This is a genomic window from Paenarthrobacter sp. TE4293 (genome assembly GCF_050435325.1).
Taxonomy (GTDB): Bacteria; Actinomycetota; Actinomycetes; order Actinomycetales; family Micrococcaceae; genus Arthrobacter; species Arthrobacter nitroguajacolicus_C.
Window position 1 is genome coordinate 89,163 of sequence record NZ_JBNJRY010000010.1, and the last position, 15,136, is coordinate 104,298.

General features: G+C 63.7%; 13 protein-coding genes. 10 read left to right on the forward strand and 3 right to left on the reverse strand.

All coding sequences use genetic code 11. The features are described 5' to 3' along the window. Positions 1-39: 39 nt before the first annotated feature. The 7 genes from QF015_RS18805 (at position 40) to QF015_RS18835 (ending at position 6,558) form a co-directional block, all read left to right on the forward strand. The gene (locus QF015_RS18805) at positions 40-1,029 is read left to right on the forward strand and encodes a carbohydrate ABC transporter permease (protein ID WP_310207940.1); all 990 of its coding nucleotides are present in this window, start codon (positions 40-42) and stop codon (positions 1,027-1,029) included. Then, a complete protein-coding gene (locus QF015_RS18810; protein ID WP_429390406.1) occupies positions 1,026-1,937 on the forward strand; it encodes a carbohydrate ABC transporter permease in 912 nt (303 codons plus the stop codon). Before QF015_RS18805 ends, QF015_RS18810 begins: the two co-directional genes overlap by 4 nt. Continuing rightward, entirely contained in the window at positions 1,934-3,556 is a 1,623-nt protein-coding gene (locus QF015_RS18815; RefSeq protein ID WP_429390407.1) for a beta-N-acetylhexosaminidase, read from the forward strand. The genes QF015_RS18810 and QF015_RS18815 overlap by 4 nt, the downstream gene beginning before the upstream one ends. Next, entirely contained in the window at positions 3,557-4,372 is an 816-nt protein-coding gene (locus QF015_RS18820) for an IclR family transcriptional regulator (protein WP_310207932.1), read from the forward strand. After that, positions 4,369-4,773, forward strand: a complete 405-nt coding sequence (locus tag QF015_RS18825; protein WP_429390408.1) for a rhodanese-like domain-containing protein — start codon at positions 4,369-4,371, stop codon at positions 4,771-4,773. Before QF015_RS18820 ends, QF015_RS18825 begins: the two co-directional genes overlap by 4 nt. A 14-nt stretch (positions 4,774-4,787) precedes the next feature. After that, a complete protein-coding gene (locus tag QF015_RS18830) occupies positions 4,788-5,441 on the forward strand; it encodes an alpha/beta fold hydrolase (RefSeq protein WP_429390409.1) in 654 nt (217 codons plus the stop codon). A 106-nt stretch (positions 5,442-5,547) separates the two neighbouring features. Beyond that, positions 5,548-6,558, forward strand: a complete 1,011-nt coding sequence (locus QF015_RS18835) for a YdcF family protein (protein WP_429390410.1) — start codon at positions 5,548-5,550, stop codon at positions 6,556-6,558. Positions 6,559-6,561: 3 nt separating this feature from the next. On the opposite strand, the gene QF015_RS18840 is transcribed toward QF015_RS18835, so the two are convergent. Together QF015_RS18840 and QF015_RS18845 are read right to left on the reverse strand one after the other, a co-directional pair. Further along, positions 6,562-8,589 (reverse strand): glycoside hydrolase family 3 N-terminal domain-containing protein, encoded by a 2,028-nt coding sequence (locus tag QF015_RS18840; RefSeq protein ID WP_429390411.1) that lies wholly within the window; start codon positions 8,587-8,589, stop codon positions 6,562-6,564. Positions 8,590-8,613: 24 nt separating this feature from the next. Further along, positions 8,614-9,909, reverse strand: coding sequence for an exo-beta-N-acetylmuramidase NamZ family protein (locus tag QF015_RS18845; RefSeq protein WP_429390412.1), 1,296 nt, complete (start codon positions 9,907-9,909; stop codon positions 8,614-8,616). A 168-nt stretch (positions 9,910-10,077) separates the two neighbouring features. Between QF015_RS18845 and QF015_RS18850 the strand changes: the two genes are divergently transcribed. From QF015_RS18850 to ppk2, 3 genes are all read left to right on the forward strand, one after another. Further along, the gene (locus QF015_RS18850) at positions 10,078-10,968 is read left to right on the forward strand and encodes a MurR/RpiR family transcriptional regulator (RefSeq protein ID WP_429390413.1); all 891 of its coding nucleotides are present in this window, start codon (positions 10,078-10,080) and stop codon (positions 10,966-10,968) included. A gap of 92 nt (positions 10,969-11,060) precedes the next feature. Next, complete coding sequence (locus QF015_RS18855) at positions 11,061-11,597, forward strand: GNAT family N-acetyltransferase (protein ID WP_429390414.1); 537 nt, start codon at positions 11,061-11,063, stop codon at positions 11,595-11,597. A 171-nt stretch (positions 11,598-11,768) separates the two neighbouring features. Next, a complete protein-coding gene (ppk2, locus tag QF015_RS18860) occupies positions 11,769-12,704 on the forward strand; it encodes a polyphosphate kinase 2 (RefSeq protein WP_429390415.1) in 936 nt (311 codons plus the stop codon). Between the two features lie 60 nt (positions 12,705-12,764). Here ppk2 and treS read toward each other — a convergent pair whose 3' ends face one another. After that, complete coding sequence (treS, locus tag QF015_RS18865) at positions 12,765-15,059, reverse strand: maltose alpha-D-glucosyltransferase (RefSeq protein ID WP_429390416.1); 2,295 nt, start codon at positions 15,057-15,059, stop codon at positions 12,765-12,767. Positions 15,060-15,136: the final 77 nt, after the last annotated feature.

Sequence of the window (15,136 nt, forward strand, 5' to 3'; positions counted from 1 at the left end):
ATCACCAAGCTGCACCCCATCACCAACCGAGGGCGCATCATGACAGCGCTCACGCCGGTTCGCCCTGATGCGCCCCAAGGCGCACCAGGCAAAGGTCCGACGACGGCGGCACGCAAGTCCCAGCGTTTCGCCAACGGAAAGCGCGGACTGGAGCCCTGGCTCTACCTTGCCCCGGCCTTCATCGTCCTGATTGCACTGCTCGGCTACCCGATCTTCCAGTTGATCAACGTTTCGCTGTACGACTACCGGCAGGCGCAGGTCAGCGGCAAGGCGCCCCTGAACTTTGTGGGGTTGGAGAACTACCAGAAGCTCTTCGCCGATCCGCAGTTCTGGACCGTCCTGGGCAACACGGTGGTCTTCGCTACCGCTTGCGTGGTCTTCACGTTGCTGGTGGGTAGCTCGCTTGCAGTGCTCGCCACCAGGCTGCGCCCGTGGGTCCGCTCGCTGCTGTTCGTGGTGTCGCTCGGTGCGTGGGCTACCCCTGCTGTGACGGGCAGTGCTGTTTGGCTGTTCCTGTTCGAGCCGACGTTGGGCTTGGTCAACAAGACCCTGGTGGCCATCGGGCTGACGCAGTTCCAGGGCTACTCCTGGACCTACGACAAGTGGTCGGCTTTCGGACTCGTCGCCAGTGAAGTGGTGTGGTGCTCGTTCCCGTTCGTGTTGGTGACGGTCTACGCAGGCATCCAGGCCATCCCCACGGAGGTCATTGAGGCTGCCAGGATCGATGGCGCGTCCATGCCCCGCATTGCCCGCAGCATCATGCTCCCGATGTTGCGGCCGATCGTGATCGTGGTGACCATCCAGTCGATCATTTGGAACTTCAAGATCTTCTCGCAGATCTACATCATGACCAACGGTGGCGGGATCGCGGGCCAGAACCTCGTGCTGAATGTCTACGGATACCAGCAAGCGTTCGCCGCCAGCCTTTACGGGCTTGGATCGGCCCTAGGCGTGATCATGACCGCCCTGCTCATGGTCATCACGCTGGTCTACCTCCGGATCCTCAAGAGAACAGGCGAAGCCCTATGACCGCCGTCGACGTTTCATCAGTCCCGCGCCGCACCACCACAGCTGACGCCCCGCAGAAGCTGCGCAAGCAGGGCAAGCGCCGTTTCGGCGCCGACGCTGCCGCGATTGTCATCGCACTGATCGTTGCGTTTCCGCTGTTCTGGATGGTGCTGTCCGCGCTGAAGCCCAAGACAGCGCTCGACGCCGGTGATGCGGCGCCGTACACGCTGGAACCGTCGCTGGACTCGTTCGGGCGCGTCCTTGGTGTGAACAATTTTGGCCAGTACTTCCTGAACAGCGTGATCGTGGCCCTGGTGGTGGTGGTTCTGTCCACCATCCTGGCGTTCCTCGCGGCCGTGGCGTTGACCCGCTACAACTTCAAGATGCGCACCAAGCTGCTGATCATCATCCTGGTGTCCCAGATGGTGCCTGTTGAAGCCCTGACGATTCCGCTGTTCTTCCTGCTGCGCAACGCCGGCGAGGCCATCCCGTTGGTTGGCCTGAACCAACTGGGTTCGCTGGTGCTGGTCCACGTCGGTTTCAGCATTCCGTTCGCCATCTGGATGCTGCGCGGTTTCGTGGCCGCTGTTCCGCTGGAAGTTGAAGAGGCGGCCCGCTTGGACGGCGCCGGCAGCTTCCGGTTTGTCCGCTCCATCCTGTTCCCCCTGGTGGCACCGGGTGTGGTGGCATGTTCGGTGTTCTCGTTCATTTCCACGTGGAACGACTTCCTCTTCGCCAAGACCTTCATCATTTCCGCGCAGGAGAACCAGACGCTGCCCATGGCACTGCTGACGTTCTTCAAGCCCGACCAAAACGATTGGGGAGCCATCATGGCCGGCTCGGTCATCATGACCATTCCTGTGCTGATCTTCTTCGTATCGGTCCAGCGCAAGCTCGTGTCCGGGCTGGCCGGGGCGGTGAAGGGATGAGCGCGCTCCACCAGTTGGTCCCGGCACCGTGGTCCTTCTCCGCGGGGACAGGCGGGTTGGAGCTCGACGCCGGTACCACTTTGGGTGCCGACCCCGCGTTCGCCGGTACTCGCCGTTGGTTGGCCCGGGCTTTGGGGGCCGCCACCGGGTGGGACCTCATGCACGCGCCGGTGGGCGAGGCGGGCATCCGTCTGCTGCTTGACCCCGCGCTCGATGCCGAGGCGTACCACCTGGAGGTGGGTGACGCCGTCGTGATTTCCGCGGGCGGTCCTGCCGGCGCCTTCTACGGTGCGCAGACGCTCTTGCAGTTGATGGGAACGGCTGCGCTGCGGCAGGCTCCCGTTGCCGCCGTTTCCACCTGGCTTGTGCCGCGCGTTTCTGTGGAGGACAAGCCGCGGTTCGGCTACCGCGGAACCATGCTGGATGTCGCGCGGCACTTCATGCCCAAGGACAACCTGCTGCGGTTCATCGAGGTGATGGCTGCTCACAAGTTGAACGTCCTGCACCTTCACCTCACGGACGACCAAGGCTGGCGCATCCAGATCAACCGCTATCCCAAGCTGACCGAAACCGGTGCGTGGCGCCGTGAATCGTCGCTGGGCTCCTGGCGTGCAGGCGTATTCGACGCCCGCCCGCACGGCGGTTTCTACACGCAGGACGACCTCCGCGAGATCGTCGCTTTCGCCGCCGACCGGCACATCACGGTCATCCCGGAGATCGACGTTCCGGGACACAGCCAGGCTGCGATCGCGGCGTATCCGGAGCTCGGAGCGGGCCCGGCCGAGGGTTCAGCGCCTGTGGAGGTCTGGACGCGCTGGGGAATCAACGAAACCGTCCTGGAAGTCTCCGACACTTCCCTCGAGTTCTACCGGAACGTCCTGGACGAAGTGGTGGAGATCTTCCCCTCCCCGTGGATTAGCCTTGGCGGCGACGAAGTTCCGTTGACCCAATGGCAGGCCAGCGCGGAGGCGCAGGCCAAGGCCGCCGAGCTTGGCCTGGCCGACGTTTCCGGCTTGCACAGCTGGTTCGTGGGACAGTTGGCCCTGCATCTGGAGGGCCACGGGCGTGCCACGTCCGTGTGGGATGAAATCGGCGACGGCGGCCTGCCGGATGGCGCGCTCGTAGCGTCCTGGCGTGGCTACGAGGGCGGCATCGACGCGCTCCGCAGCGGCTACGACGTGGTGATGTGCCCCGAGCACAAGCTCTACCTGGACCATCGCCAGGCTGACGGCGATGACGAGCCCATACCCGTGGGTTTCGTGACCACGCTGCAGGCTGTCTATGAGTTCGATCCGTTGCCGGGCCTTGGGGATACGGACTTCCCGGGCCGTCTTTTGGGAGCCCAAGCCAACATCTGGACCGAGCACCTGGATTCACCGCGCCGCGTGCAGTTTGCGGCGTTCCCGCGGCTCAGCGCCATTGCCGAAGTGTTCTGGTCCAACCCCGGGGGCCGGGACTACGATGAGTTCCTCACCCGACTCACAGGCGCACATCTGGCGCGGCTCGAGGCCATGGGGGTGGAATACCGGCCGTTGTCCGGCCCGACGCCGTGGCAGCAGCGGCCGGGTGTTGAGGGTTGGAAGCGCGATTACGACGCCGAGCAGCTTGTAAGGAACTGAGTGACTATTGAAGGCAAGGATGCCCGGAACTCTTCGGCATCACTCCGCAAAGCGCTGGCTTTGCTGACCGTAGTGGCGGAGGAGCCCGGCAACGGGGATGGGCTCGCGCTGGTGGAGCTCGCCCGGCTTTCCGGGTTGAACAAAAGCACGTTGTTGCGTCTCGCCGCGCCATTGCTTGAAGAAAACCTGCTGGAACGTGATCACGAGACGGGCAAGTTCCGTCTGGGGCACGGCTGTCTTCGACTGGGCCAGTCCTATCTGGACCGCGTCGACCTGCGGAGCGTTGCCAACGGCGAACTCCGGAGCTTGATGCGTGCCACGGAAAGCACCTGCCATCTGGTGGTGCTTTCCGGGCACGACGTGGTTTACCTGGACAAGGTGGAGGACGAGGCAACGGTTCGGATGGCTTCACGGGTCGGAGCTACGATGCCGGCGTACTGCACAGCTGTAGGCAAGGCGATGCTCGCGTTTAGTCCGGAGGAAGTGGTGGGGCCGATCCTTGCCGCCGAGCTTCATCCGCTTACTGAGAAAACCATGACGGATCCGGCCCTGCTTCGTGCTGATTTTGAAGCCATTCGGCGGCGGGGATACTCCATTGACGATCGGGAGAATGAACCGGAAGTGCGCTGCGTGGCTGCGCCGATCTTCGGGCATGACGATCACGTGGTGGCAGCCCTGTCCGTGTCTTCACTGTCGTCCCGCATGACCGCCAAGCGCGTCCGCGAGGTCGGGCCAATGGCTGCGGAGACGAGCCTTCGTATCTCCGCCAAGCTGGGCTCACGTCGGGCGTCTGCGAAGCTGGCGAAACTCGCATGAGCCTTAGCGCATCTGAGTATTTCCGCGCCAAGCTGGAGTGCGAGATCGACGTCATGGAAGTGGCTGAGTCGGAGCCGGGCTCGTTGGTTGTTGTGGACACCCGCCGGCAATCATCATGGGATCACGGACATATTCCGGAAGCGGTACATATCCCAACGGCCCAGATACCGGACCGTGCCCCTGAGCTGATCGCCGCTGGTTCCAGCGTGGTGGTGTACTCCTGGGGACCGGGCTGCAACGGCAGCACGTTCGCAGCACTCGCCTTCGCCGAACTCGGGTATTCCGTGAAGGAAATGATCGGCGGCATCGAGTATTGGATCCGGAACGGACTCCCGGTGGAAACAGCCGCGGGTGCCGTTCAAAGGACGCCTGATGCGCTGGTGACAGCACACACGGCGTGAGTTGAAGCAGGGGCATGATGGCGGTTTTCGTACTCATTCACGGTGGCGGTTCCACGTCGTGGGACTGGCATGTGGTCAAGCCCATCCTCGAAGCGGCGGGCCATGGGGTCATTGCGGTCGACCTGCCCATCGAGGACAAAGACGCGATGCTTGAGGACTACGTCGCCGCTGCAACAACCAAGGTCGCGGATGCCCCACACACCATCGTGGTGGGCCACTCGCTGGGTGGCTTCACGGCACCCTTGGTGTGCGACGAACTCCACTCCGACGGCCTGGTGTATCTCTCGGCGATGATTCCGATGCCGGGCGAGACCTTCGGAGAGTGGTGGACCAACACCGGCCATGACAGCGAAACCATACCCGAGGAGCCATATTTCAACCTCGTCCCTGAAGACTTGGCCCAACAGGCCACGGACAGGGAACGCGACCAGCAGGGGGCCTGGATGTCCGGCCCTTGGCCGGGCCGGCATCCGGACGTGCCCACGCTGGCAATTCTGTGCCGCGACGACCAGTTCTTTCCGCCGTCATTCATGAGACGCCAAGTACGTGAACGGCTTGGAATCGAGCCGGTGGAGATTCCGGGGGGACACTACGCCACGCTGAGCCATCCGGATGCGGTAGCTGGCGCTCTCACCGACTTCGCCCAGCAGATTGCTGGGGGCAAGTAGCTCACGGTTGCGCGCCAAGGTGACGGCCGATGGCTGGGCGACGGCCTCCTGCGCGAGTCGTACAAGGCACCCCCCGCGCCGTAGCGGCACCGCATAGGCTTGGACCATGCTGAACCTGGTCCTTGGACTTCTCTTCGCGGGGCTCTTCCTCGCCTCGTACCAATCGGACCGGCGAAGGCTCCGCAACGGTGTGCTCCTGCTGGTGGCGGCGTGGTTCCTGCTCCAGGCCGTCCTTGACTTCCTGATCGACCTGAACCCGTGGTTCGAATGGTTGAACCTCGTGGTCGTGGTGGTTCCGGTGATAAGCATTTTCGTCTTCGCCGGCTTCCTCATTGCCAACGGTGTCACGATGGTCCGCAGGGAGGGCCGGGGCGTCAGCAGTTTCCTGCCCATAGCGGTGGGGTTGGCCGTGTTCCTCGCTCCGGTTGTCGCGTTCCTTTTCGTGCTGAGCGGGCAGCCTCTCCTGGCGGGCCTCGCCGCGTTGGCGTTTTTCCTCTGCGCCTATCTGGGCTGCGCTTTCGTGGTGTTCCTCGGGTATGCCTTGGTGTATTCCAGGATGCGGTTCAGCCAGAACCCGGCTGCGGTCATTGTCCTGGGCTCCGGTTTGATCGACGGCCAGGTCCCGCCGTTGCTCGCGGCACGCCTGAACAAGGCTTTGGAAATTTACGACGGCGGCGCGGCAGCCAGGCCTGTCCTGGTACCTTCAGGGGGCCAAGGCCCGGATGAACCCCGGCCCGAGTCCACGGCAATGAAGGAGTACTTGGTGGCCAAAGGCGCTTCGGCGCAGGATGTGCTGGAGGAAAACCAGGCCACCACCACCCGGGAGAACCTCGCGTATTCCGTGGCGTTGCTCGCTGACAAGGGAATCCCGGGACCCTTGCTGGTTTGCACCAACAACTACCACGTCCTGCGTGCAGCTTTGCTGTCCCGGCGCCAAAAGATCAACGCCGAAGTGGTGGGTGCCCCGACAGCCAGGTACTTCGTGCCGAGTGCCTTTCTCCGGGAGTTCGTGGCCGTGATGAGGGACAACCGCCTGACCAACATCGTCCTTTGCCTGCCGATGTTCGGGGTCGCCCTGCTCATCACGGTTGCACTGATGAACTCGTCGGTGGTGTAGCTCCTAGGGTTTGGGAAGCCCGGTGGTGAACGTGTGGCTCCATTGCGTGACGGCGCCCTCGGTGAAGACGAAACCCCTGCCGGGTGCGGCGGTGACGGTCACTGTGCCCTCAGGCTTCCTGTACGTCCCGGCCGCGACCTCCCTGCAATCAACCAGATACACCACGCCTGCGACGGCAGGGATGGTGTACGCGTCCTGACCCTTGCCCGGCCTGTCCGTGAAGGTGACAGCTGCCGGCGTCGCGGTGTCGTAGTGGAGGCCGAAGCCCAAGGCCAGGAGTACGCCATCGCCGTCTGCTTCGGGGATGTTGACCGGCAGTTTGCCGCCGGGGTTGACCGCGCCGGAGATGGCACGAACAGCACCGTGGAAATTGACCCTGTTGATCCCGTAGCTGTTGAGCACGGCGTCGGCGCCGGGGAAGACGCTGATGTCGTAGGGATTGCGTGTGGCGATGACAATCACGGGTGTTCCCGTCGCAGCCAGTGCTGCCACCATCTGTTGTTGCGCTGCATTGGCGGTGGCGTTGTACGAGGTAAAGACCACCGCGTCGACGTCGTCAGCCGCGGCCACCGCACGTGCCCGGTAGGCGGCGGAGGGCGAGCTCCCGCTTTCGTAGTCTGCAGTGACCGTGAAGCCTTGCTCTTTCAGCAGGGGACCCGCGGTTTCCGGCCATCCCGAACCGGCTCCCACCATCAGCACCGAACTGCCGGCGGCCAAGGGCAAGACCCGGTCCTGGTTGCGCAGCAGGGTCACGGCACGGTCGGAGATCAGGTTGGCCGTGGCCAGGTTCCCTGCCGTGCCAACGATCTTGTCCACGTTGGCGGGGTCGGCCATGGGCTGTTCGAAGACTCCCCGCTTGACCTTCCATTCGAGGATCCGCCGGACGGACTCATCAAGGCGGCTCTCGGTGATCTCACCGGACTCGACGGCGGCACGTACCCCGGCGAACGATGCATCCACATCGGGGGAGTTGAGGAGGATGTCCGAGCCTGCCTGGATTGCTTTGACAGCGATTTCTTCCTGGGGCCATTCGGCGGCCATCGCGGCCATGTCCAAGGCGTCCGTGGTGACCAGGCCCTTGAATCCCAGCTCGTCGCGGAGCAACCCGGTGAGTACTTTGTGGGACAGGGTGCCCGGCATGTCCGGATCAATGGCCTCAACGATGATGTGTGCTGTCATGACCATGTCCACACCGCCGTCAATGGCGGCCTTGAAAGGCTTCAGGTGCTGGTTCAGGGTCTCGCGGTCGTAGGTGACAGTCGGCAGCCCATAGTGCGAATCCACGGAGGTATCGCCGTGGCCGGGGAAATGCTTGGCTGCCGCGCCGACGTCATGCGCCTGCATGCCGTCGATCTGGGCGACTCCCAGTTTGCTGACCAACGCCGGGTCCTCGCCCATGGAACGGATACCGATGACGGGGTTGTCCGGGTTGGAGTTGAGGTCCAGCACCGGTGCAAAGTCGACGTTGATGCCCATGGCGCGCATCTCAGAGCCCAGGATTTCGCCTTGCGCCCTCGCCAGATCTGCATCCGTGGTCGCTCCAAGGGCCATGTTGCCCGGCAGAACCGTGGCCGGGGCTCCGATGCGGGCTACCAGGCCGCCTTCCTGGTCGATGGTGACCGCCAGAGGGATGCCTTTTCCGTCAGCTCCCACCGCAGCTTGCTGCAAGCCGTTGGAAAGGCCCGCCACCTGCTGGGGATTGGCCGTGTTTCCCGACCACGCGAAGTAGAGGACACCGCCGAGGTTGTACTTTTCCACCACCTCAGCCGGCGTATTCACGCCGTAACGGGCCTGGTTGCTTGCCGCCATGGACGTGTCATCAGCCGATGAACCGTACACGTGCGTCCAGGTCATCTGGCCGATCTTTTCGTCCAGCGACATGCCCGCAATCATCGCTTCGATATCCGGTGAAGCCGTGACCGTCGTCGTACGTGCAGTAGTGGTGGGTACGGCGGCTACTGCCGTTCCCGCAGTCGTCATCAACAGTGCAGTGGTGGCGGCCGTTAGCAGGGCGGTTCCTTTTCTCAGCATGTGCCTTCAATCTGTTCGTTGGGTTTAACGTGGCCCGGTGTAGAGGAGGTATTGGCGGGTATCGCGGACGAACTGACCCAGTTCCGAGCGCCAGCTGTCGATGATGGTCCGGGCGTCAGCGCCGGCGTCGAGCTGTTCGGCAAAGCGCGCCGACCCGCTCAACAGTCCCATCCAGCGCCCGGCGTCTCCGCGCCAGTCGAATCCGGGGTACAGCCGCTTGGCTTCGACCAGCATGTGGGTGCCGATTTCCAGTGCCTCGACCCGCGCCGGGTCGGTGATGTGCACCTGCACGCCGCCGCAGATGAGGCCTTGGTTCTTGGAGAGCGTGGGCTGGAAGTAGGCCTCGCGGAACGTGACGCCGGCCAGGCCCTTGGGGTTCAGTGCCTCGGCCCAGCGGTGGTCCACGTAGGGGGCGCCGATCAGCTCGAAGGGCCTGGTTGTTCCGCGGCCCTCGGACATGTTGGTGGCCTCGAAAAGTGCCGTGCCCGGATACAGGAGGGCCGTCTCCGGGGTGGGCATGTTGGGGCTCGGCATGATCCAGGAGGCCCGGCTGTCCGGACCCGTCATCTCGCGGCGCCACCCCTGTGCTTCCACTACCTGGAGGTCCTGGAGAGGCGTAAGTCCAGCAGCCGGCAAGTGCACGGCGTTGAAGTACTTCGCGAGCTCGCCCACGGTCATTCCATGCTGGAGCGCGATACCCAGCCGGCCCACTCCGGACTCGAATCCGCTCTGCAGGACCGGTCCGCGCGCCTGCCCGCCGATGGGGTTCGGGCGGTCCAGGACCACAAATTTGGCGCCAGTCCGGGAGGCGGCCTGCATGGCACCCCACATGGTCCAGATGTACGTGTAGAACCGCGCCCCGACGTCCTGGATGTCGAAACAGATGGTGTCCACCCCGGACTTCTCGTAGAAGCCCACGTAGTCGGCAACCTCGGCGCCGTAGGAGTCGTAGACCGTGATGCCGGTGCGCGGATCAACGGAGGTTCCTTCGCTGGCGCCGTCCTGGGCGGTGCCCCGGAAGCCGTGTTCGGGACCGAAGACGGCTGCAACGTCCACGCCTTTGTCCGCCATGTCGTCAACGATCGAGCGGAAGTTCGCCAGGACTCCGGTGGGGTTGGTGATGACCCCCACGCGGCGGCCGGCGAAGATGCTCCAGTTGTTGGCGGCGGCCAGATCGGCGCCATTGGCGACGGTTCCAGGCTTTCCCGGACGGGTTGCCTGCGAGGTGGCGGCGCTGGCGCCTGGGGCGAGAGGCGCGACGGCGGCGGCTGCAGCAGCCAGTCCCGACGCATGGAGGAGTCTTCGGCGATTGAGTGTCATGGGGAGCCTTTCCAAGTGAGCGGTGGGCATGACAACTTTTGTGATCTTCCTTACACCGACCGTATTCGCTTCCCAGTGTTGCGTCAATCATTTACCTGGTCATTGTGCTGTAGGTAAGATATTTACATGGACCGGTCGATATGCGGCCTCGTTCGACAGGAGGACACCATGGAAGAGGCACCGGCTGCGCAGATGTCACGGACCGTGCTGGTGCGGATCCGGTCCGAGCTGCCGTCACTGCGCCCGTCCGAGCGCGCCATCGCCGAGCTGGTCCTCGCGGATCCAGCCCGCGCGGCCACGATGTCCATCGGCGACCTCGCCGAGCAAGGCGGAACGTCCACGACGTCGGTAGTCCGGTTCTACAAGAAGGTTGGCTACAGGGGGTATTCGGACCTGCGCCTCGACCTTGCCCGGGAGACCGCCCGCGAGAGCCTGGCCCACAACGTGCCCGCCGAGGTTTACGAGGACATCAATATGTCCGACTCGCTGCACGACGTTGTTTCCAAGATCGCCTTCAACGAAACGATGTCCATCGCCGACACGGCCCAGGTGCTGGACGTCGACAAACTCGCCGAGGCGGTGGCCGCGATCTCCGGTTCGCGGAAGACCGACATCTTCGGCGTCGGTGCGGGCGGTCTGGTGGGCCAGGACCTGCAGCAAAAACTGCACAGGATTGGCCTGACGTCCTTCAGTTGGCAGGACCCCCATGCCGCCTTGGCCTCCGCGGCACTTTTGGATGGCGACGGCGTCGCCGTCGCCATCTCACACTCGGGGACCACCGTCGATACGGTCGACTTCGTCGCGGCGGGAAAGGCGGCAGGAGCCGTCACCATAGCCGTCACCAACCATGCCGATTCTCCCTTGGGGCGGGCAGCCGACATCGTGCTGTGCACCGCGGCCCGCGAGACGCCTTTCAGGTCCGGCGCGATGGGCAGCCGCATCGCCCAAATGATGGTGGTGGACTGCCTCTTTGTGGGAGTCCACCAACGTTCCTACGATGCGTCCGTCTCTGCCCTGAAGAAGACGCACGCAGCGGTCCAAGGCCGTAAATTGGCCTGACAAGAAGTTCGCCCTGAATGCTCCACGGTTTGGGGCAGGATCAGTGCTGTTGTGACAAGGTCTTCGGGCTGGAAGGCCATAGGCTCGTCCTCATGTTCACACTTGTTACTCCAAGCACGTCGTTCTACGAGTCCTTTATTGAATCCCATCGAGAATGGAACGGTGCCCATCAGGACGGCGCCGGAGTTCACATGGCCGGGGATATCACCAGCCCGGAGGGGTTCGCGGACTGGGTTCAACAGTTGGTGGATGCGGAAAGCGCCCCTGAGAAGGACGGGATTGTGCCGTGCACTTATCTTTGGATCACGGAGGGAGCGAAGTATGTAGGGGCTATCGCCTTCCGTCACTCCCTGACTCCGTATCTCCTGAGCACCGGCGGGCACATTGGATACGGCGTTAGGCCATCTGAGCGGGGGCGCGGGGCAGCGTCCTGGGCGCTCAATGAGATGTGTTCCCGCTTGGCCGCCAGCAGCAGCCCCAATCGTGTACTGGTGACCTGCGAGGATGCGAACGTGGCGTCCGCCAAGACAATCGAGCGTTGCCGAGGCGTGCTCGAAGACCTGAGGGTTGCCGAGGATGGACGGAAGATCCGCCGCTACTGGATCGACGTGTCGGCGGATAACGGCTGATACGCCGACGGGCGCCGCGCGCGGCCTCGTCGCGGGCCGGCAGGCTTTTAACTACTCCCAATGATCTGAGATGGACGTCGCTGCCGGTGGTAACCCCCTAGGACCCGTTCACCTTCCCGTCACCCGGCCCTGTTAGGCTGCCGCGCACTACCGGCTGACCAGGAGGACCGCATGACGGAGGCAAACCCACTCGCTGCATCGCTGGACCATTGGTGGGTCAGGGACAACCTGCGGGAGACCATCGACCACCTGGTGGAACTGGGCTACACCATCAGTGGCGGGCAGGGCGAGGACCCGGACCTGATCGATCCCGGTGGATCGGCAGTGGAAACGTGGAACGAGGATTATCCGTACCAGCAACGCATGACCCGCGACGAGTACGAGATCGAGAAGTACCGCCTGCAGATCGAACTGCTGAAGTTCCAGTACTGGGGCCAGGACCGCGGACTCAAGCACGTCATCGTCTTCGAAGGCAGGGATGCCGCCGGCAAGGGCGGCACCATCAAGCGCTTCACAGAGCACCTGGATCCCCGCTCCGCACGGACCGTAGCGCTCGCAAAGCCCTCTGACCGCGAGCAGGGCCAATGGTATTTCCAGCGCTACGTCCAGCACCTTCCCACCGCTGGTGAAATCGTCATGTTCGACCGGTCCTGGTACAACCGCGCCAATGTTGAACGCGTCATGGGCTTCTGCACGGAAGACGAGTACGACACCTTCATGGGTCAGGCGCCGGTCTTCGAAAAGATGCTGGTGGATGCAGGAATCCATGTGACCAAGTTCTGGTTTTCCGTAACCCGGCAGGAGCAGCGGACCCGCTTCGCGATCCGCCAGATTGATCCCGTCCGTCGGTGGAAACTCTCGCCCATGGACCTGGCATCCTTGGACCGCTGGGAAGAGTACACGGACGCCAAGGAACAAACATTCCTGCACACGGACTCCGACCACGCCCCGTGGATCACCATCAAGTCCAACGACAAGAAGCGCGCCCGCATCAACGCGATGAGGTACTTCCTGAACCAGTTCGACTACGAGGATAAGGACACCTCGGTCGTTTACGACGCCGATCCGCTCATCCTCCGCCGCGGCCGCGACGCCGTCGGCGACTGAGCCAGCCAGCCCTGGAAGACCCGACGCCGGCACCCAACGTGAGTGCCGGCGTCGTGCTTTCTATTCGGTGACCTCGTCCTCCACCGGGTCCTTCAGCAGGAGTGCCGTGCCCTGGAACGGGCGGAGCTCGAGGAAGAAACTCCCGAGATCATCGACCTGGCCGACGTCTTCGCCACTGAACAAATCGTGGACCGTTGCGCCGGGCACCAAGTGCGAGGACTGGATGCTGCCCGCGATGTCCTGGTCCGAGAAGTTCAGCACGGTCACCTGAATCGCACCATCGGCGAGCTGGTTGACCATCACCAGCAATCCCCGGTTGGAGACATCCGGGACGTCCAGCAGTGTGCTGGTGGCAATGCCCGACTCCTCCCGAACGGTGAGGATCTGCTGGAGGCGCCGCGCGTAGGAGTGCGGATCCTTGAGCTGCTCGGGCAGGGCGCCGTAGAGGCTCCGCGCCCGGGCCATCCCGGCCAAGGAGGTCTTCGCATCCGGGCTGGTGCCCATGAGGTCGTGGGCTCCGCGGTTGATCCAGCGGGTGTCGCCCTGCGACGTGAGTTCCTTGACCGTTTCGCGGTCCAGGGCCGTGATGCCCGTAAGGTCCCAGCCGGACAGCGCGAAGACGCCCGGCTGGAGCGCGTTGTACATGGACAGCAGGACGTGGGCATCCAGCACCTGGGCTTCCTGCTCCTCGGTGATGGCGTCCGGATCCTTGACGCCCAGGGCAGCCATGAGGAAGCTGACCGTGGTGCAGGCAATGCCGTTGGTGGTGAACACCGCGTTGTACGGGCCGTTCTCACCCGTGAGGCGCTCGCGCATGGTTTCCTGGACCTTCTCGGCCACCTCGGCGCCGGTCAATTCCTCGCCGCCGAGCTCGAACACCTCGTCCCTGTGACCCGCGGCGAAGTGGAGCAGCTCGTACGTCAGTTCGTCGTGGTTCTGGAGCGCGTGGACGAGCGACGCCTGATCGACTCCGATCTCCATGGAAAGGCGCAGGGTCAGGCGAAGGAACTCGGTATCACCGGTGACAAAGGCGTAATGGTAGGCGGGGCGGGTAATGAAGTCGTAGGACAGGTCCGGGCCCGACTCCGACTGGGTCTTGATGTCATCGATGGTCAGGTTCAGCTCTTGGAAGGAGAACCCGCCCACCTTGCGGATCATGGAACCGATCAGCTGGTTTGCCGCCTCGGACAGGGGGTGTCCTTCGGACCAGCCCGGCTCTTCCTCTGCGCTCTTTTCGACGCCAAGGAAGCCGTTGGCGTCCAGCCGCAACGCGCCGGTTCCCAGGTCCAGCAGTGAGTGAAGCGCATCGCCCACCACCAGCCGCATGCCGGCGAATGTCGGGTCCAGCCAGTTGATGGACGGCTGACCGGCCTTGAAGTAGTGCAGGTACACCCAGCGGCGTTTCTTGCCGGTGGTGTCGATGATCGGCTTGGTGGCGCTCCAGTTGGTTTCCTTGACGCCGGGTTCGTAGAAGATCACCCGCTGGAGCCGGCCAATGATGTACCCGGCCTGCTGGAGGGCCTTCTCCGCCTCCGGGCTGATGTTCACGGAGTCCTCGTTCTCCGGAACGTCCGGGAGCAGGTGCCAGTCCTCCTCGGGAATGTCCACCATGTGATAGATGCCGGGGTAGTCCCGGAAGTTCATCTCGGCCAAGCGGAAGTCAGCACCCTTGCCGGTGTGTCCCGGCACGATGTCGTCGATGATCGTGCCGCCGTGGTCCACGGCGACTTCGCACATTTGACGGAACTCTTCCTCGGTACCGAAGGCAGGGTCGATCGCCATGCTGATGCGGTCAAAGTGCCCGTCGACGCTGGGGGTCTGCGACCAACCCCGGATGCCGCCTGCCAGCTTCACGGGACCGGTGTGCAGCCCGCGGATTCCGATCTGGCTGAACGCATCCCACAGTTCGGGATCACCCAGAGCCGAGAGGAAGGACTGGCCGTCCTTGGTGATGAAGGAGAGGGGATACGCCGTAAACCAGACGGGTGCGCGTTCCACAGCCGCCCGGGGGTTGGGCCGGGCATAGGAGTTCTGCCACATGCTCGCCTGGCCGGAAAGCTGCCGGGCCATGGTGTTTGCGTCGCCCAGCATGGACTGATTCCGCAGCCAATCAACGTAGGTGGAGTTCAATCCGTCGAACTCCAGCGACGGGCGGGCCGCGAAGAACTGCCGACGGCGGGCAATGGGCCTCAGCGCTTTGGGACGGGCGGGGTAGAACTGCTCGTCAAACGTGATCTCGGGTGACTCTGTCGCCGTTTCCTCGGATTCCTGCGGTTCTTCCTGGGCTTCTTCCTGTGTTTCGGCTGGATCAGCGCCGACTTCTGCCGCGCTCTCGTTGACTACAGGCTCCCGCACAGCATTCTCCTTTACGTGGTCGCCGTTGTTGCGACGACCTTCCGAGGGGTCATTCAAGAGGTCACGCACCCGGGCGC

Bases quoted from the DNA above. Each gene is read 5' to 3' on its own strand.
- QF015_RS18805 (WP_310207940.1), top strand. From the start codon at position 40: ATGACAGCGCTCACGCCGGTTCGCCCTGATGCGCCCCAAGGCGCACCA.
- QF015_RS18810 (WP_429390406.1), top strand. From the start codon at position 1,026: ATGACCGCCGTCGACGTTTCATCAGTCCCGCGCCGCACCACCACAGCT.
- QF015_RS18815 (WP_429390407.1), top strand. From the start codon at position 1,934: ATGAGCGCGCTCCACCAGTTGGTCCCGGCACCGTGGTCCTTCTCCGCG.
- QF015_RS18825 (WP_429390408.1), top strand. From the start codon at position 4,369: ATGAGCCTTAGCGCATCTGAGTATTTCCGCGCCAAGCTGGAGTGCGAG.
- QF015_RS18830 (WP_429390409.1), top strand. From the start codon at position 4,788: ATGATGGCGGTTTTCGTACTCATTCACGGTGGCGGTTCCACGTCGTGG.
- QF015_RS18835 (WP_429390410.1), top strand. From the start codon at position 5,548: ATGCTGAACCTGGTCCTTGGACTTCTCTTCGCGGGGCTCTTCCTCGCC.
- QF015_RS18840 (WP_429390411.1), bottom strand. From the start codon at position 8,589: ATGCTGAGAAAAGGAACCGCCCTGCTAACGGCCGCCACCACTGCACTG.
- QF015_RS18845 (WP_429390412.1), bottom strand. From the start codon at position 9,909: ATGACACTCAATCGCCGAAGACTCCTCCATGCGTCGGGACTGGCTGCT.
- QF015_RS18850 (WP_429390413.1), top strand. From the start codon at position 10,078: ATGGAAGAGGCACCGGCTGCGCAGATGTCACGGACCGTGCTGGTGCGG.
- QF015_RS18855 (WP_429390414.1), top strand. From the start codon at position 11,061: ATGTTCACACTTGTTACTCCAAGCACGTCGTTCTACGAGTCCTTTATT.
- ppk2 (WP_429390415.1), top strand. From the start codon at position 11,769: ATGACGGAGGCAAACCCACTCGCTGCATCGCTGGACCATTGGTGGGTC.